This window comes from Streptomyces sp. NBC_01198 (assembly GCF_036010485.1).
Lineage (GTDB): Bacteria > Actinomycetota > Actinomycetes > Streptomycetales > Streptomycetaceae > Actinacidiphila.
On sequence record NZ_CP108568.1, the window covers coordinates 7878733 to 7895936 of the forward strand.

Here is a 17204-nt window from a genome sequence, read left to right on the forward strand (position 1 = left end):
CCCCTCCTCAGGCAGGATCCGGCCGGGGCCTGGTGAGGACGGGCATGCCGAGGTCGGTGGGCCTGCCCTGGCTGGCGCTGCGGCTGCGTTCCAGAGTGCGGTCGAGGGCAACGAGCTTCTCCTTGGCCTTGGTGAGGCTGACCTGGAGTCCTTGGACTTCGCCCAGCCAGCCGTTCGTCCGCGCTTCCGCGATGCGCTCGGAAAGGTTCCGGATGATCTCGATCAACCGGGTGCGCTGCCTGGGGGAAACCCGCAGCATCGGGCAGCGCAGGCACGAGTGCTCATGCTGGCACGGGGTTCCGTAGGGCCGTGCGCAGTCGCCGAGCTCCAGCTTGCGGGTGTGGAAGTGTTCCTGGAACTCGCGCCATTCGTCGGTCGTGGGTTCGCGGTATTCCTCTGCGGGCCGTGTTGCCCGCCGCTGGTCGAGGAAAGCCCGGTAGGAGCGGATCAGGTCCTCCTGGAAGACGGCGAGGTACGCCTCCGTGGTGGACGTGCTGGTATGGCCGAGCAGGCGGGCGGCGATGTGGACGGGGAGTCCGCCGGCGACGGCCTCGGTCGCGAAGATTCTGCGGAAGTCGTGAGGTGTGAAGTGCAGGGGCTCGCCCGTCTGGTCGGTGAGGGCGGCTCGGGCCAGGGTGTCGTTGAGCAGTTGGTAGAGCGTGTTCGTGCTGATGACGTCGCGTTTCCAGCCGATCCGGCGCTGGAAGACGTGCGGCAGCGGCGGACCGGTGACCAGTTCGTGGTAGTCGTAGCGCGCGACGAGAGGGACCGTGCCGGCGTTGTCCCCGCGGAGCCGGGTGATCACGGTGGCAAGGACGCTGGCGAGCTCGGGGCCGACCAGCAGGAGCCGCTCCTCGTTTCCCTTCGACGGGACGATCTGCAGCAGGGGCACGATCTCACCGGTATCGGGGAGCTGATAGGAGACCAGCGCGAGGTGGGTGATCTCCAGCAGTTCCTCCAGGCGCACGCCGGTGTGCCGAAGCGTCTCGATGATGGCCCAGGCCCAGAACGCCTCGTCCTCGTCGCGGGTGACGTCGAACTGCTCCGCCGTGGCCATGTCCTCGATCAGCACCATCTCAGGCCGGTACTGAAGTCGCCTCTTGGTTCGGTCCTCCCGGCGGCTGATGCGGCGATATCGCTGACCTCCGTGATCGAAGATCTCTCCGACGGCGGTGGCCTGCGCTACGGCCAGCAGTTTCATCTGGGTGCTGTGATGGGTTTCGGTGGTGTCCACCAGTTCGGGGAGCCGCGGCAGCCGTTCGCGCACCCGCTGGTGCATCCTGGCCCGGACCTTCTTCTTGACCTTGGTGAACCCGCCGGTGTCGGCCTTGCGGACAGGGCTGGGGACCGCCCAGGCCGCCCAACTCGGGTCCTCCAGTGCCCACTGGTGGATGTCCAGGTAGAAGGCCCGGACTCCGGTCAGCACAGCGGTCCGGGTATGGCGGGGAATAGGTTCCTTGCCGTCCCGGGTGATGAATCTGATCCGTTCCTTCCATGCCTCGGCGACCTCGGCGGGCAGGTCCAGGGTGTCGATGCCCGGGTGGTGTTTCTCGATGTCGGCCCAGAAAGCGCCCACCAGCCGGCTCGCCAGGTGCTGAAGCGAGGTGTAGTCGAGGCTCGGGCGGCGTTCCTCCAGGTAGCGGACCAGCACATCGCGCACCGGTCGGCACTGGATGCTGTACCGGTCCACCATGGCCGCTGTGGAAAGCTGTCCCCGCGCCACTGCCCGGCGCAACGGCAACACGGCGGACAGCAGACCGGCGTCCTGCATCAGATCCCAGGCGGCGTGAAGCCCCGCGGGCGCCCTGGCAAAGGTTTTCCTGCTCCACTCGTGGTAAGCGATCAGGTCCTCGGCAGTGAGCCGGTCGAGATCGCGGCCGGTCCGGAAGGCGACCTTCACCAGGCTGTTCTCTGCCGTGCTCAGCTGGCTGGGGATCATTCCCTTGGCCAGGCCGGCCTGGCGGATCCTGTCGAACTGCTCGGCGCCGAACTCCAGCTTGGCGTGGCGGTAGAGCCCCGAGGTCCGGTAGCCCTGCAGGAATTCGTAGCTCGGCCGCACCACCCTGGCAAGGAGCACACAGCCCAGGCCCTCCGTCGTCATGGCCCGCCGGGGCGCCTCGGCGGACCCGTGTTCGGCCGTGACGAGGTCGATCCAGTCCCAGTCCAGGCCGCTGTCAACACCGGAGACGAGCCACCGTTCCTGCCAGCCGTCCCCGGGGAAGGACAGCAGCCAGTGGAGGATTCGAGCGGTCCCGCGCGAGCGATCCGCGCCCTTGCCCCTGCTGCGCCTGCTCGTTGTCGGCGGACAGGTCGTCAGCGACGGCAACAGCTCCAGAACGCCCTCGACCGAGAGGCCGTCGAACGGACCGCGGTCGGCACTGAGCATCCGCTGGTGATCGAGGGCGTCTCGGGGCGAGGGCGTGGAATCCGCTTGTCTGATGGTGGTCACGGTCATCGCGGAAGACCTCCGAACAGCACGGCCAGATCGTCGGCCTCGTAACCGACGGCAACCGGTGGTGGGGCCTGCTGGGCGCGGAGTTCACGCTCGGCCAGGTGCACGGCGACGCGGCGGATCACCACTGCTTCGTCTTCCAGGAGGTAGACGTCCGCGGTGGTGCTCAGGTGTGCGTGACCGAGGATGGTCTGCACGTCGAGCAGCGTCAGGTTCTTGTCCCGGCTCATGCGCAGGGCGGCAGTATGTCGCAGATCGTGCATCGTGTAGTTGGTGCCAAGGACAGCGTTGATCCGGCGGAACACGGCCCGCAGGGCCTCGTAGTTCATCGGCTGAAGCCGCAGTCCAGCTCCGCGGTCACGGCGTCGAAGCGTCCACCAGATCGGGTCGTTCGGCTCCAATGGGGCGAGTTCCGCCAGGTAGAGACGGAGCCAGACGAAGGAGTCCGGGCTCGCCGGCAGCCATTGCGCATCGTCGCTGCCCTTGCGACTGACCTGCACCAGCTGGTCGCCCCAGTCCAGGTCGACGCCCCGGATGCCGAGTACCTCGCTGGCCCGGGCCGCGTTGCTGATGTCCAAGGAGAGGATCGCGCGGTCCCGGTTGGAGCGCAGGGCGCCGAAGAGGTCGTTCCATCGCTCGTCGGGGATCTCGCGCGGTCTGGCCTTGGGAATCTTGGGGTTGTAGCGGATCCGGCCCTCGGGCCCGAAGGGGTCCAGCGGATTGTGGTGAGCGTGCGGACGGCTGCCCTTGCGATCGAGCGGCACCGGGTTGACCAGCGGGCCGTGCCCGGTCTCGATCCAGAACTCGTAGAAGCTGCGGACGACCGCGTTGCTGTGCCGGATCGTCCGGGGCTGGTACTGATCTCCGGGGTTCCGCTTGCGGGTGATCGGGTTGACCGTCCCCGCGGTGGACGCTGACTTTGTCCGCGGCGAGTTGCGGGGCTTGGTCGTTTGCTTCAACCAGAGCACCAGGTCCTGCACTTCCGCCGAGGTGGCCCTGTCCCACTCGACCTGAACAACGCGCAGCCACCGCCACCACCTCAGCAACGCGTACGCGTAACTGCGGACGGAGCCGGGCCGATTCCGGGCGACAAAGTCCCGCAGGTACCGCCGAACGGGCTCGACCGGCATGCCCTCCGCATCAACTACGAGCCAGGGCACCGCACCGTCCGACGGCACGACTTTGCCCCACCGCGGCAGCCGAATCGAACCGAGATCCTGTTCCACCTCATCCAACGACCTCACGCAGCTCTCCTTCTATTCGCTGCCTGAGATCTATCGGTCAGCCCGTACCCGACCCCTCCAATGCCTCGGTGTGTCGTCTGGTAGTCCGGTCAACAGAGACACCGCCCGCCACCAGGTCAACCAGGCCCAGGTCGAGCGGGGCCGGCAGGCCCGCGAGCGCTTCGAGGACACCAGCCCCGTCGCGCCAGCGGTGAAGAACATCGACCGGTCGGCGGAGTTCCTGGACCTGGTCACCGCCTGCCACGCGTTCGTCGCCGCGGCCGGCCGGGTCGTCGCCGGCATGCGGGACCGCCAGTTCGGCGACGACGAACGCGTCATCGTCCACGAGAACGTCGCCCGGGTCCGCGCGACCCTGGACTGGATCGAGACCGCCGTCGACACCGGCAAGGTCGACGTCGACAGCGAACTGGCCCGACTCCTGCAAGGCGAATAGCCGGTGCCACGCGTTTCCGAGCGCAGATCAGCGGCCTCCCAGCGGCACGCCGACACCGTCCGGTTCGTGCTGTTCGAAGCCCGGCCGGCCGGTCTGACCTTCCCCCAGCTGGTCAGATCCACCGAGCTGTCGCCCCACCAGACCCGGGCGGGCCTGGCCTGCCTGCGCGACATCATCACCGAACGCAACTGGCCGCCGCTGATCTGGACCCTGAAGGACGGCTACCAGTTCTGCGCCGACCCCGACCAGCTCCAGGCATACGAGGTCGCGGTCATCCGCAGCAAGCTCACCGAGATCCGACGGTTCATCACCGGCACCGTCGCCCCGCACGCCGCCCTGCAGCCCAAGGGCCGGTGGATCAAGCACCTCAACACCCAGCTCAACTCGATCGAGTCCACGCTCGACGTGATCGCCGACTTCACCGACGCATGACCGGCGGGCCCGGCCGCGAAGCGGCCGGGCCCGCCCCGTCCCGAACAGGAGGGAACCGCTTTGCCGCGCAGGCGCTGCTACCCCTCCGACACCTTCGACGACGAGTGGGCGCTGATCGAACCCCTGCTGCCGGTCCCGGCCTGCGACACCCCCGCCGGCGGGCGCCCGGAGAAGCATCCCCGCCGGGAGATCGTCGACGCGATCCGCTACGTGGTCGATACCGGCTGCAAGTGGAGGGCCTTGCCCGCCGACTTCCCGCCCTGGCGCACGTGTTACGGCTTCATGGCCCGCTGGGCCGCCGCCGGCGTGATCGGGCAGATCCGTGACCAGCTCCGCAAACGGATCCGCCGCGAGATGGGCAAGGCACCCGGAGCGGTCGCCACCGTCATCGACTCCCAGTCGATCAAGGCCGCCGACACCGTCGGCAAGGACTCCCGCGGCTACGACGCCGGCAAGAAAATCAACGGACGCAAACGGCACCTGGTCGTGGACACCAAGGGCCTGCCGCTGTTCGTCATGGTCACCCCGGCCGACATGACCGACCGCAACGCGGCCAAGGAAGTCCTCTTCCGGCTGCGGCTCATGCACCCCGAGATCACCATCGTCTGGGCCGACTCCGCCTACGCCGGACAGCTCGTGACCTGGGCAAAAAATTACCTGAACCTGACGATCAAGACCGTCAGCCGCCCGAAGAACACCCCCGGCTTCGTCGTCCTGCCCCGCCGCTGGGTCGTCGAACGCTCCCACGCCTGGGTCATGCACGCCCGCCGGCACGCCCGCGACTACGAACGCCTCATCCAGCACTCGGAATCGCTGATCACCTGGGCCGCGATCACCCTCATGACCAGGCGCATCACCCGCCGGAGCTCCCGCAGAAGCGGACAGCCGGCCTCTCGCGAAGCCCACCGGGACTGATCCTCACGGCGACGCTGACCAGCGTCGCCACCATCATTTCCCGAAGGCCGTCTCCTGGCCCACTTTCTCACGCCTGCCCAGCTCCCCGCCGGAGAACCGGGCCCCTCATACTGCCGGCCAAGCCACCCTCAGACTGGCCTGTTCGAGTCCTGACCTGCGAAGAATCGCGCCGGAGCGTCAGACACAGGCAGTCAGCACGAGCACGCCTCAACTCGCCCGTCCTGCCCGCACACCCGGATTACCCCTCCTCACCGGATGCGACCAAACGGGCACCCGGTATGCCCAAGGCAACGAACAGCAGTGCAGAAAGCTCCTCCGCGAACACGGCGGACCCGGTCAGCGCCCGCCGGACCAACCCCTCGTCGCCCGTCAGTCCGGCAGCCGCTGACCATGCCAGGGCGCCCGCCACCCCGGCCTCCACCGGGAACTGCTCCAGCGGTACCTCATAGCTCTCCGCCATATCGCGATTGAGCAGACCCCGCCATTTGCTCCCGCCCGGCGTGACGGCCTCAACGAACCCCACATCACTGTCCAGGAATGACACCATGACCGCCGGTGAAGTTCCCCCCTGATCTTGGACAGCGGATGCTTACGCTGCGGGGGTGAGGTCGTGCCGCAATCTAGCTCGGGTTTCGAGTGGGGTGAGGTACCCGAACTCGGGGTGCTTGCGGAGCCTGGTGCGGTTGTACTCGACTTCGATGAAGCAGAAGACGTCGGCTCGGGCCGCCTCACGGCTTTCCCAGACGGTGGTGCCGATCTCCGCTTTGAGCAGTCCGAAGAAACTCTCGGCTGCAGCATTATCATAGCATATGCCGGTTCGTCCCATACTCTGCCTCAGATTCAACTCCCTTATCACGGTGCGAAATTCGCCACTGGTGTACTCGCTGCCGCGGTCGGTGTGCATGATGCAGCCGGGCTGCAGGCCGCCGCGGCCGGCAGCCATGCGCAGGGCGTCGGTGACCAGTTCGGCGCGGTGGTGGTCGGCCATCGCATACCCGATCACCTCACGGGTCGCCAGGTCGATGACCGTGGCCAGGTACCACCAGCCCTCGACCGTGGGGAGATACGTGATGTCGCCCACCAGCTTCCGGCCTGGCTCGTATGCGGTGAAGTCGCGGCCGACCAGGTCCGGGGCAGGGGCTGCCTTGGTGTCCTGCTGCGTCAGGTAGCGGCGCCTGCGGCGGGTGACACCGCGAATGTCGCGCTCGCGCATGATCCGCTCGACCCTTTTCCTGTTGATCGCGAGGCCGCCCCGCCGCAGCTCCGCATGGACGCGCGGGGCGCCGTAGGCACCTCGCGAGGTGGCGTGGATCTCACGGATCCGGTCGGTCAACCCGTCTTCGGCGCACTGCCGTTCGGCGGCTGCGGGCCGTGAAGCGAGCCAGGCGTAGTAGGTGGAGCGGTGGAAGCTCAGCACTCGGCACAGCCGGGCGACGCTGTAGCCATCGGGGTTCTCCTCGGTGGCCTTCTCCGCATCGATGAAGCGGCACACAGCGCCTACTTCACGATCTCCTTCGCGAAGAAGGCCGCGGCTTTTACCAGGATGTCGTTCGCCTTCTTGGCCTCAGCCAGCTCGCGGCGCAGGCGCCGCAGCTCCTCACGTTCCTCGCTGGTCAGGGCGCCCGCCGGCCCCTCGCCCTGGTCGATTTTCGCCTGCTTGACCCAGCCACGCAACCCCTCGGGGCTCACTCCCAGTTCCCGGGCGATCTCGGTGACGTTCCGATGCGGCGACGACCGGACGAGCGCGACCGCGTCCCGCTTGAACTCGGCCGTGTACCGCTTGCTCATGTTGCTCTTGCCACTCAACTTGGACTGCTTCCTCCGGGACGAACCGTCCCAGTATCAGGCTGTCCAACTCACTGGGGGAACTTCAAGACGAGCAACGGTCATTGAAGACGATCCCTGGCACCACCCGGGTCGGGCCAACCTTGAAAGCGGTTTCAGAGGCCCGCACTCAAGGCGTTCTACGCCTGGCAGAGGTTGCGCCGGATCGCGTCGATGACGCGGGTGCCCTGTTCGCGGGTGAGCTGAATCTGCTCGTTGCCGAAGCTCAGCATCGTCTCGACCAGGAATTTTTGCGGGTCCCGGTTTTTCGCCAGGGCCCGGCAGCGGCCCAGGCTGTTCGACAGCAGGGACCCCATGGTGGGGCGCCCCGCCACGATGGCAGGGTCAATCGCGTTCAGGTCGGCGAGGAAGGCCGCGACCGCTTCGGGGCTGGGGGCGGGTACTCCGGCGGCACGCGCGGCAATCGCCACAGTGCGGGTGTCGACCGGCGGAGGGCCAACCGTGGCCGCGTGAGTCGCAGTGCCGGTCGGCACGGGGTCGACCGGGGAACCGTGCTTGGAACCCACCGACGGCACCGTGCTTGCTGCGGTCGTCGGTGCCGCCTCGGAACTCTCTCCGCCACCGCACCCTGCAGCGGCCAGAGACCCGGCGAGAACGAGACTGACTGCTGCGGTGCGAGCGCGCACGGTTGCTCCTTGGGTAGGACTGGTTGGGCGGCGGCTTTGCGCCCTGCCTCAAACCGCGAGAACTGTACCGTTGGGCGACGTGGGCAGACGCCTTGGGCGGGCACCACCTTCCACGAGGCCGCCCACCCAGGGGCAACCCTCGCCTGCTGCCCCGGGGCGAGGTTCAGACACAGGCACTGACCTGGACGCCCTGGAGCGGGATCTGATCCGGGCGGCCCGGCAGCGCCGCGCCTCGTGGCAGCGGATCGCCGACGCCGTCGGGTTGGCCACCCGGCAGTCGGCTGATACCAGGGCGCTGCGCCTGGAGCGGGCCACCGCACAGGTCGGCGGCCGGGATGTCGCAGCTCAGCGCCTGGAGAAGGCACGTCAGCGGAACGCTGACGCCTGGTGTGAGGCGCACCGCGACCGGTTCCGCGAGGCCGGTGAGCGCCTGGTCGACGCCTCGGGCGCGTGGTCGCGGCTCGAAGGCGACCCGCTACTGCACATGCTGGCAGCCATGTTGGCCGCTGGGGGAGACGGACCGCAGCTTGCCCGGCGGCTGGAAAGCCCGTGTTCTGTCGTCGCCCCGCCCGGCCGGGAGTTGTCGGAGCCACCGGGCCGCGAGCCGCGACGGCGGCCGCCGCCCGAGAAGTGGTACTCGGGCTGCTCGCCGAGGTCGTTGCCGGTCCGAGCGGCGGTCGGACCGGCCCGCGACGCCTCGGACCCGCTCCCCTCCGGGTGAAGCGGTTCCGCTCCGGCGGCGGCGCAGCAACCCGGCCGTCGCCTGCCCGCGCCGTCGATGCGCCGTCAACCGCAAACTTTTGGCCGTCCGGCAGCCGGACCCTCACCAGTGGCCCTTGGCCGCCGGCCGTACGCAGCGGCCGGTTGGGCCGGCACGTCTGGCCCGATCCAGCGTCGCGCTCGGGCTGCGCCTTGAGCATCAAGTGTTCAATCCTGCGGGCCTCCAGGACTCCCACCCCGGCAGCCCGGCCGGGCCGGGCCGCGGGGCGCGGCAAGCCCTCACCACAGGACCAGGAGACCGCGACCGTGCTGTACCAGCAGCTGGCGTTCGACGTCGCCGACGACGTCCAGGACTAGGGCCAGGACGACGACCAGGAGCAGAAGTTCGTCATCAGCCCGGAGCGGCGGGCGTGGCTGGAAGAGCTACAGCGCCGGGTCGGTGAGCTCGCGGGGGACGCCCCCAAGGCGAAGTCGAACAAGAACCCCGGAGCTGCTGCCGCTTCGCACCGGCCGGGCTATCGGCGTCGCCGCTAGCTCCTTGACTGCTGTGTTCCCATATCGGCCGGATCATCCATGCCGTTGTTGCCTGCAAAGATCCACCCGCCGTAGGGAAGCGTCATGCCCATGGAGCTGCCGGTGTCAGGGATGACGTAGGCGTCTTCGCCGAACACCCAGTGGGCGAGGTTCATCAGCGCCCTTGAGTTGTACGAGGCGCTGGGGATGAACTTCAGACCTGTCCCGCCGGCGTAGTCGCGGTAGTTCTTCATGAGCAGCTTGTAGACCAGGTCTTTGTAGCGGTCGGCCGTGGGCGCGCCGGCTATGAGCGCGGTGGTCGCGGCGGCCACCAGGTCCGCGAGCTGCAGGTGGTCCACATGGTCGGAGCGTGTGGTGATGATGGGCAGCAGGATCTGCTTGTCCGCGGGCTTCACGTACTGGGTGCCGTCGGTGTCGAGAGCCAGTGCGTCAGCCAGCCACCGGGTCTCGTCTGACCGGCCGCCGCCTGGCTGGTCGGCGATCACCACGCCCTTTTCCTCGCCGAACGCGTAGGTGACCCGCTCGTAGAGGTACTCCAGCATCTCGCTCTTCAGCTCGGATTCGGACCAGCCGGGCATCAAGTGGGGCGCGCAGACGACGACGCACGCCCGTACTCCGAGCGCTGCTGCTCCTTCCAGCATCCGCACGCGGGCTGTGTGGATCTCGTTCCATTTCTTGTGCAGAGGCCCGCCGTCCGGTGCCCACTTGAATTCGGTGCCGGTCGGGATGCCCAGCTCCTTGCGAAGCTGGGCGAGCTGCTCGCGGTAGGGCTGCAGTGCGTCCTGGGGAAAGATCACCGCGCCGTAGGCGTGAAGATCCTCAAGGCCTTGCCGGGGGACGTCTTTTGCCTTGCGTGCGCTGTCGTCCATGAACGCGAAGTACATGGCGCGGAAGCCTAGCCCGAGCGGGTTGGGAGGATGCCAGCGCAGCATCCGGCCTAGGGCCCTGCCAAGCCGCTGGCCGCTGCATCAGCCCTGAGAGTGGTTCCCCATGGCACGCCGACCCCCTTCACGCACGGCGAGGTGTACCGCACTGAGTGAAACCGGTACGGTCACCGCATGTCTGGGGAGAACAGCACAGAAGGCGCTGCCCGCAACGGAGTTGGCGTGGACGTGGTCAGCGCCCACCTGCCGGCGCAGAGCGAGCCGCCGCTGACTGAGTCGCTGTTGTCGTTCCGGCCTTGGGGAGTGGGCTTCGAACCGGGGTTCCCGTTTGGGTGGTGACGGCATGGTCGGTGCATAAGGGTGGGGCCTTCTGAACAGTTCGATGGTGTCGAATCAACGAACAACGTCAGGAGGCCCCGGTGTTGGAGTGTTCCGTGTCGATGGCTGGGCCGTCCAGTTCGGTCACTCCGGGGTGTGACTGCCTGGCACACCGGTTCGGAAACGCCGCCGACCACGGCACGCGCCGGCCTCGGTATCCGTCGGACATGACGGACGCGGAGTGGGCGGTGGTCCGGCCGTTGCTGCCGGTGCCGGGCTGGATGCGGGGCCGGGGCGGGCAGTCGGAGGCGTATTGCCACCGGGCCATACTGGACGCGGTGCGGTATCTGGTCGACAACGGGATCAAGTGGCGCGCGATGCCGGCCGATTTCCCGCCATGGGACCGGGTCTACGCGTTCTTCCGCCGCTGGCGCGACCGCGGCCTGATCGGGGAGTTCCACGACCGGCTGCGCGACCGGGTCCGCACCCGTGCCGGGCGGGACATCGAGCCGACGGCCGCCGTGATCGACTCCCAGTCGGTCAAGGCGGACGCGGTCGTCGGCTCCGACAGCCGCGGCTTCGACGGCGGGAAGCTGATCAACGGCCGCAAAAGGCACCTCGTCGTCGACAGTCTCGGCCTGCTGCTGGGCGTGATGGTCACCGCTGCGGACGTCGGAGACCGCACCGCCGCGAAGGTCCTGCTCCAGCGGGTGACCGAGGCGCATCACCGTCTGGTCCTGGTCCGGGCAGACGGCGGATACACCGGCAGCCTCGTCAAGCACTGCCTGGCCGTCCTCGCGCTGGTCCTGCAGATCGTCAAACGCAGCGACGACCGACGCGGCTTCGTGGTCCTGCCCAAGCGGTGGATCGTTGAGCGCACCAACGCCTGGCTGATGCGCACCCGCCGGCTGGCACGCGACTACGAACGCCGCACCACCAGCGCGGAGGCGATCGTCTACTGGTCGATGACCCTGCTCATGACCCGCCGGCTGGCCCGGCAACACCCTTCGCCAGCGTGAACCGGCCTGGTGAGGGCTCGGTCAGCCATCCCCGCGCGACCAGGCGTTTCGCCTTCGCCCGCAAGGCCTCCACCCGAGCCGGCACCACGTCCATCCCGAACACCGCGGCCATCTCCTGGCAGGTCAAGGGCCCTTGACGAAGCCGGGACCGGTCGGCGAGTGCCTGCACGATCCGCTGGTAGTCCACCGACAGGACCGACCGGGCAAGCCCTTCGCGCCACACAGGCACCTGTGACCTCGATTGCACCGCATCCCGCGAGCTTTGGGAGGCTTCCGCCTGGTCATCGCCGCCGGAAGCCAGCACCGCGTCGACCCGCCTGCGGGCGACCGACCACTCCCGCCATTCCTGCTCGGCCTCGGCCAACTCGGCGTGGATCCGGTCGGCCTCCTCCCGCAGCCCGTCGACACGACGACGAGCAGCAACCTCGTGCCGTTCCAGCAGTCCGACAACCGACGGCATCCCGGCCTCCCCAGCGAGCGACAACCCGACAGGCCACACCTCCCACCGAACCACCCAACCCATGCCTGACCAGCGAAAACGCCGCCCTCAAATTCGGAACGACAACAGCGACTGAGTTCGAGCTCTCGGTCGGCGAGCGCAAGATCCTCCAGTTCAAGAAGAGGCCCCAGATCACGGCGGTCGCCGAACTGGTGTGGAACGCCCTGGACGCCAATGCCACCGAGGTCGACGTCGAGTTGCGGCGCTCCGGGTGGAAGGCGATCACCGACGTCGTCGTGACCGACAACGGCCACGGCATGACACCTGAGCGGGCGCGCACCGCCTTCCAGGCGTTCGGCACCACCTGGAAGACGAGCAGGACACATACCGAAGGCGGAGAACGCATCCTGCACGGCCGTAACGGCGAAGGCCGCCTCTTCGCTTTTGCCCTGGGAGACCAGCTCACCTGGGAGTCTGCAGCCGTGGCCGACGACTCCTTGGTCGGGGTCCGGATCCGCGGCAACGCCGACCACGCCACCATCTGGCAGGTGGAGGAGACAGGGCCAGCGCGGGAGAAGCCCGGCACGGTCGTTCGCATCTCTGTACCGCAGGGCAAGCCGCTGAGCAGCCTGGAGCGTGACGACGCCGCAGCGAACCTCACCGCGAAGCTGGCGTTCTATCTCCTGGCGTACCCGCACGTGCGCGTCACGTTCGACGGCAAACAGCTCGACCCCAGCGACATCATCGTGGGCGACCCCGTCGACCTGGAGCTGGACCTGCCACCGGAATACGCAGGCGAGGATCCGCCCCCGGTCGTCACCTTTGTCGAGTGGAACAAACGCATGGGTGACCGCGCCATGCTCCTGTGCAACGCTGCCGGCATCGCGCTGGGCGAGCACGGCAAGGACTGGTCCGACGGCATCATCAGCTTCACCCCCTACCTGCGCGCCAACCTCTTCAACGGCCTGTCTGTCGACGACCTGCACGGCCTGACCATGGCTCACTCCGGCCTCTTGGACGCAGCCGTCAAGGCGGTCCAGCAGCACCTTGCCGTTCGCGGGGCCCAGATCTCCGCAGAGGTCGTGCGGCAGCTCAAGTCCGAAGGTATCTACCCCTACGATGACGAGCTGGCGACCGGCGCTCTCGCCGTGGAGCGCCAGACCTTCGATGTCGTCGTCACCGCCGCCCGGCACGCGCTGCCCAGCAAGGGCGCGGCCCGCAGCCTGTCGGTCAACCTCATCCGCACCGCCCTGGAGAGCAGCCCCGGTGATCTCCACACCATCCTGGAAAAGGTCCTGGCGCTCAGCGACGACGATCGCCGGCACCTGAAGAATCTCCTGGACAGCACTGACCTGACGCACGTCATCGGCGCGGCCACCACGGTCACCAACCGCCTGAACTTCATCCGGGCACTCCGCGGGATCCTCGCCGACGAACACCGCCGGAAGGACCTGCGAGAGGTCGACCAGCTCCATCCCATGGTCAACAAGAACCTCTGGCTGTTCGGCGAAGACTGGAACATGACCAGGAGCGAGCTCGGGCTCACCAACGTCCTGCGTGCGCACCTGGAAGACCACCTCGGTGAAGACGTGGTCCTGGAACACGAGCTCGAGACTGTGACCCAGCCGGACGGGCGCGGCGGCCGGGTCGACATTCTGCTCTTCCGCAGTCGCCGGGATGACAACTCCACCGAGCGGCTCGTCATCGAACTCAAGCGACCCACGGTGAAGGTCGGCCCGAAGGAACTCGACCAGATCAAGAGCTACGCACGAGCCATCATCGATGACCCCCAGTACAGCGGGGTGGGCGCCAAGTGGCGCTTCTACCTCATCACCTACGCATACTCCGACAAGATCCTTCGCGACATCCGACAGAAGGACCGGCCGCCCGGTCTCGCTGACATCCAGGAGGACTACGAGGTCTGGGTCAAGAACTGGGGCGAGATCCTTGACGCCGGGGAAAAGAAGCTGCGGTTCTTCCAGGAACAGCTCAACTACGAGGCGACCGACGACCGCGTTACCCAGCACCTGCGCGAGAGCTACTCGCACTTCATTCCTGACGCTTGGACGCAGCCAGACGAGGCCGAAGAGTCCGAGCCGGCGGTCTCCCAGCAGCAGGACTGAATGCTGTGCGCGGCGGGGGTGGTGGCAGAGCGTCCCGAAGCCGAACTCGAAGCAGATGCGGCGGCACCAACCCGGTGCCGCCGCAGCGCCCGGGCTACCGGCCGCGCCACTGCTCCGCCGCGGTGCTGCCGGCGCGATCTGTTAGTCCCGGGCGGCGTACTGGCAGCCGATGGTCCACCAGCTGGTGAGGTCCAGGCCCGCCCCAGAGCCCGCCGAAGCGGGGCTCCAAGTCCAACGACCGCCCGCCAGGTCGGGACATCCCAGGCCCCGACAGCGTCGGCCGCTCAGCCCGGGTGGGGCGATCTGCTGGGCAAGCGCGTGAGCTCGGCGAGACAGGCGTCCAGGCGCTGAACATGCCCTGGGAGTGCTTCGTGAAGATCCCACCAGTGAACGGCTGCGGTCTCCTCGTTGGCTTGAAAGGCGCGGGCTCCGGCACAGTGACCTGCGAACACGGCCAGGTATTCGACTCGCTGGTCGGGTGCCAGTACAAATTTTGCATAGCCGACGAACCGCAACGGTCCGTCAGGCTCCTGCCCGCTCTCCTCCAACAGTTCACGCAGAACTGCCTGACGAGGCGATTCACCCTGCTCGATACACCCGCCCGGAAGTTCCCAGGACTGACGGTACCGATCGAAGACCATGAGGACCCGGCCCGCACGCCAGAGGGCGACGAGCGCCGCCGGCAGTGGCGCGTCTCCCGGCGGCGTTGCCTCGTCGTCCCACGTAACGCGAGCAGTGCTGGCGGGCCGGGAGACGTCGCGTACGGCGCGGCCGGCGGGATCCTGGCCGGACGACGCCTGCGGGGCCGGGAAGGCGACCACCTCTACCTGCCAGGGCACATTCGCGTGTACGCGGGCACCACCGGACGCGCCGCCTTGAATGTCGGCAGGCGGGATGTGGGGTACGGCTCGACCACTTGCTGCGGATTGGCTATGTCTCGTGAGTTCGGGCCGGCTTAAGACTTGGCTTCTTCGGCGTGCGTGGCGCCTGTGTGGAGGTGGGGCATGGTGGAGAGCGTGGACAATCTGCTGCATGGCGTCAGCGCGTCGAGATGGCGGGCTCGTAGCGGCGATGGGCCGCCACGCGTTGCGGTCATGGATGTCGGGCTTGGGCTGCTGGCCACCGCGGCTGCTGTGCGGCGGCTTCGTCCTGATGTGGATCTGGTGCTGTCCACAGATCCTGATGGCATGCCCTGGGGGGTGCGCACTCCCGAGGACCTCACGGCACGTGCGCTTTTGGTAGCTGAGGCGGCGGCTGCCTTCCAGCCGGATTTGCTGATTGTCGCGTGCAACACGGCCACGTTGCTTGCCATGCCCGCTATCCGGGCCAGCCTGGGAACCAGCGTGGTGGTGGTCGAGACCCTGCCCGCCGTGGCAGAGGCCGCTGCTGGCGGCGGCCCGTTCGCTGTATGGGGCACGCCGACCGGGGTCCGCAGCGAAGGGCTGCAGCGTCTGCTCGGGCGTTTCGCAGCGGGCGTGTCAGTGGCCGAGGTCGCCTGCCATGGGCTGTCGGACGCGATCGAAACCGCGGACGCGGAAGCGACGACTGCCGCCATCACTGCCGCGGTTGCCAAGACCCCCATCGCTGTCCGCTCGGTTGTCCTTGCATGTACGCACTACGAGCTGGTCGCCCCTCAGATCCGTGCTGTGCTGCTGCGAGGCGGTGGCGGGGCCGGGCCCGCGCTGCACGGCTCGGCTGATGCTCTGGCCCGCCGGGCACTGGCAAGCGTGGGCCTCAAACCCCAGCCGGGGGTCGCCGCTACCGGCAGTCTCACCGTGCTGCGCAGTGGGCGTGTGGAGGAACTGCCTGCGGCGGCCTCAGCGTATGTCGAAGGTCGGCTGCTGCACGGGTCGGCAGTCCCTGGATAGTTGCTGCGCTCGAACCACAAAGGGTGCCGGGTCGGCTGAGCCGTGCCGCTATCTGGGCGTCCTCGTGTCGAGGGACTGCAATACACGGGAGTTCGATGTGACTGTCACGGAACACGCGGAGCGATCACGCAGCGCTCGGCGGTCCGGCTATCGCTGGGTGGTCCTGGTGATAGCGACGTTCGCCCAGGCGTGTGCCTGCTTCTTCGTCCAAGGGCTCGGCTCGATCACCGTCTACCTGCAGCGGGAAATGCATCTGAGCACTACGCAGATCGGGCTGCTGGTCACCGCGGCGCAGCTGGTGCCGCTGGCCGGACTTCTGGTGGCAGGCGAGCTGCTGGACCGCTACCCGGAGCGATGGGTCGTGGGCGCGGGCAGCGTGATCGTGGGCGCGGGGCTGCTGGGAGGGAGCGCCGCACCGGGGTACGGGTGGCTGCTGGTGGGTCTGCTGGTCGTGGGGGCGGGATACAGCACAGCTCAGCCCGGCGGCAGCAAGTCGGTAGCCTCTTGGTTCGCGACGTCGCAGCGCGGTTTCGCGATGGGTATCCGGCAGGCAGGCCTGCCCCTGGGAGGTGCGCTGGCGGCGGCCCTGCTCCCTTGGCTGGCGAGATCCTACGGATGGCGGGCACCGCTTGTGGCCTCCGGCGCACTGGCATTGGTAGGCGGTGCGGTGTTCATGGGCTTCTACCGCTCGCCAGATCTCCCGTCGGCGGATGCGTCCCGCAGCGCTTCGCTGCGGGTGCAGTTGGCAGCCCGTTTCGAAGTGGCTCGGGCACCAGCAATGATCACCATCATCTTGTCGGGGGTCAGCATGACGTCACTCCAGTACGGACTGTCGCTGCTGACGGAGCTATACCTCCACACCAAGGCGTCGATGCCGGTGGGTCAGGCCGCCTCGTTCCTTCTGCTGATGCTCGGTTGCGGTGTGGTCGGTCGTATCGTCCTGGCCGCGTGGAGTGATCGCAGCACCGGCCGTCTGGTTCCAGTGCTGACCTGTATGAGCTGTGCCGCAACCGGGCTGCTCGTGTGGGCCGTCGCTCCTTTGCACTCGGCGTTATTCGTCGGTGGGCTGGTGGCCTGGTTGGGGTTCTTCGGATTCGGCTGGTACGGACCGTGGGTCGCCTACGTGGCGGACTGCTCGCCACCAGGGAAGTCGGGGTTTGCCCTCGGCCTTGCCATGGCTGTCAACCAGATCGCGGTGATCCTGGTCCCTCCGGGGCTGGGACTACTCAAGGACTCGACTGGCAGCTTCGTCCCCGACTTCAGCATCCTGGCGCTCTTCGCCATGAGTGCCCTTGGGGCGGTCCTGTGGAGGACGGCCATTCGACCATCGACCTGACGGCCTACACAGGGAC

16 protein-coding genes and 1 pseudogene are annotated in these 17204 nt (G+C 67.9%); 8 read left to right on the forward strand and 9 right to left on the reverse strand.

Features of this window, described 5'->3' with window-relative positions; all coding sequences use genetic code 11:
• Positions 1-7: 7 nt before the first annotated feature.
• Both OG702_RS35150 and OG702_RS35155 read right to left on the reverse strand, forming a co-directional pair.
• Positions 8-2455 carry a tyrosine-type recombinase/integrase gene (locus OG702_RS35150; RefSeq protein ID WP_327293022.1) on the reverse strand — a complete coding sequence of 816 codons (2448 nt, stop codon included), beginning with the start codon at positions 2453-2455 and terminating at the stop codon, positions 8-10.
• The gene (locus OG702_RS35155; protein WP_327293023.1) at positions 2452-3696 is read right to left on the reverse strand and encodes a tyrosine-type recombinase/integrase; all 1245 of its coding nucleotides are present in this window, start codon (positions 3694-3696) and stop codon (positions 2452-2454) included. Before OG702_RS35155 ends, OG702_RS35150 begins: the two co-directional genes overlap by 4 nt.
• A gap of 97 nt (positions 3697-3793) precedes the next feature.
• Here OG702_RS35155 and OG702_RS35160 point away from each other — a divergent pair.
• The 3 genes and pseudogenes from OG702_RS35160 to OG702_RS35170 form a co-directional block, all read left to right on the forward strand.
• Positions 3794-4129, forward strand: a pseudogene (locus tag OG702_RS35160) (DUF6192 family protein); the annotation flags it as partial.
• Between the two features lie 3 nt (positions 4130-4132).
• Positions 4133-4561: a RacP protein gene (locus tag OG702_RS35165; protein WP_327293024.1), complete on the forward strand. Its 429-nt coding sequence runs from the start codon at positions 4133-4135 to the stop codon at positions 4559-4561.
• Between the two features lie 60 nt (positions 4562-4621).
• Positions 4622-5476 carry an IS5 family transposase gene (locus OG702_RS35170; protein WP_327293026.1) on the forward strand — a complete coding sequence of 285 codons (855 nt, stop codon included), beginning with the start codon at positions 4622-4624 and terminating at the stop codon, positions 5474-5476.
• 238 nt (positions 5477-5714) lie between these two features.
• Here the strand turns inward: OG702_RS35170 and OG702_RS35175 are convergent, their stop codons facing one another.
• From OG702_RS35175 to OG702_RS35190, 4 genes are all read right to left on the reverse strand, one after another.
• Entirely contained in the window at positions 5715-6023 is a 309-nt protein-coding gene (locus tag OG702_RS35175) for a hypothetical protein (RefSeq protein WP_327293027.1), read from the reverse strand.
• Positions 6024-6065: 42 nt separating this feature from the next.
• Positions 6066-6968, reverse strand: a complete 903-nt coding sequence (locus OG702_RS35180; RefSeq protein ID WP_327286760.1) for an IS3 family transposase — start codon at positions 6966-6968, stop codon at positions 6066-6068.
• A 5-nt stretch (positions 6969-6973) separates the two neighbouring features.
• Positions 6974-7282 (reverse strand): transposase, encoded by a 309-nt coding sequence (locus tag OG702_RS35185; protein ID WP_327286743.1) that lies wholly within the window; start codon positions 7280-7282, stop codon positions 6974-6976.
• Positions 7283-7440: 158 nt separating this feature from the next.
• Positions 7441-7827: a hypothetical protein gene (locus tag OG702_RS35190; protein WP_327286759.1), complete on the reverse strand. Its 387-nt coding sequence runs from the start codon at positions 7825-7827 to the stop codon at positions 7441-7443.
• 1032 nt (positions 7828-8859) lie between these two features.
• Here OG702_RS35190 and OG702_RS35195 point away from each other — a divergent pair.
• Entirely contained in the window at positions 8860-9024 is a 165-nt protein-coding gene (locus OG702_RS35195) for a hypothetical protein (protein WP_327286758.1), read from the forward strand.
• Between the two features lie 173 nt (positions 9025-9197).
• On the opposite strand, the gene OG702_RS35200 is transcribed toward OG702_RS35195, so the two are convergent.
• Complete coding sequence (locus tag OG702_RS35200; RefSeq protein WP_327286757.1) at positions 9198-10085, reverse strand: DUF3800 domain-containing protein; 888 nt, start codon at positions 10083-10085, stop codon at positions 9198-9200.
• A gap of 545 nt (positions 10086-10630) precedes the next feature.
• On the opposite strand from OG702_RS35200, the gene OG702_RS35205 reads away from it, so the two are divergent.
• Positions 10631-11422 (forward strand): IS5 family transposase, encoded by a 792-nt coding sequence (locus tag OG702_RS35205; RefSeq protein WP_327286756.1) that lies wholly within the window; start codon positions 10631-10633, stop codon positions 11420-11422.
• On the opposite strand, the gene OG702_RS35210 is transcribed toward OG702_RS35205, so the two are convergent.
• Positions 11379-11882: a hypothetical protein gene (locus OG702_RS35210; protein ID WP_327286755.1), complete on the reverse strand. Its 504-nt coding sequence runs from the start codon at positions 11880-11882 to the stop codon at positions 11379-11381. The two genes, OG702_RS35205 and OG702_RS35210, sit on opposite strands and share 44 nt — an antisense overlap.
• A 65-nt stretch (positions 11883-11947) precedes the next feature.
• On the opposite strand from OG702_RS35210, the gene OG702_RS35215 reads away from it, so the two are divergent.
• Entirely contained in the window at positions 11948-13984 is a 2037-nt protein-coding gene (locus tag OG702_RS35215; RefSeq protein ID WP_327293033.1) for an ATP-binding protein, read from the forward strand.
• 284 nt (positions 13985-14268) lie between these two features.
• Here the strand turns inward: OG702_RS35215 and OG702_RS35220 are convergent, their stop codons facing one another.
• Positions 14269-15018, reverse strand: a complete 750-nt coding sequence (locus OG702_RS35220) for an NUDIX hydrolase (RefSeq protein WP_327293028.1) — start codon at positions 15016-15018, stop codon at positions 14269-14271.
• Between OG702_RS35220 and OG702_RS35225 the strand changes: the two genes are divergently transcribed.
• Together OG702_RS35225 and OG702_RS35230 are read left to right on the forward strand one after the other, a co-directional pair.
• Positions 14989-15852, forward strand: coding sequence for a glutamate racemase (locus tag OG702_RS35225; RefSeq protein ID WP_442814261.1), 864 nt, complete (start codon positions 14989-14991; stop codon positions 15850-15852). The genes OG702_RS35220 and OG702_RS35225 overlap by 30 nt on opposite strands.
• 97 nt (positions 15853-15949) lie before the next feature.
• Positions 15950-17188 (forward strand): MFS transporter, encoded by a 1239-nt coding sequence (locus tag OG702_RS35230; RefSeq protein WP_327286754.1) that lies wholly within the window; start codon positions 15950-15952, stop codon positions 17186-17188.
• The last annotated feature ends 16 nt before the right edge of the window (positions 17189-17204 follow it).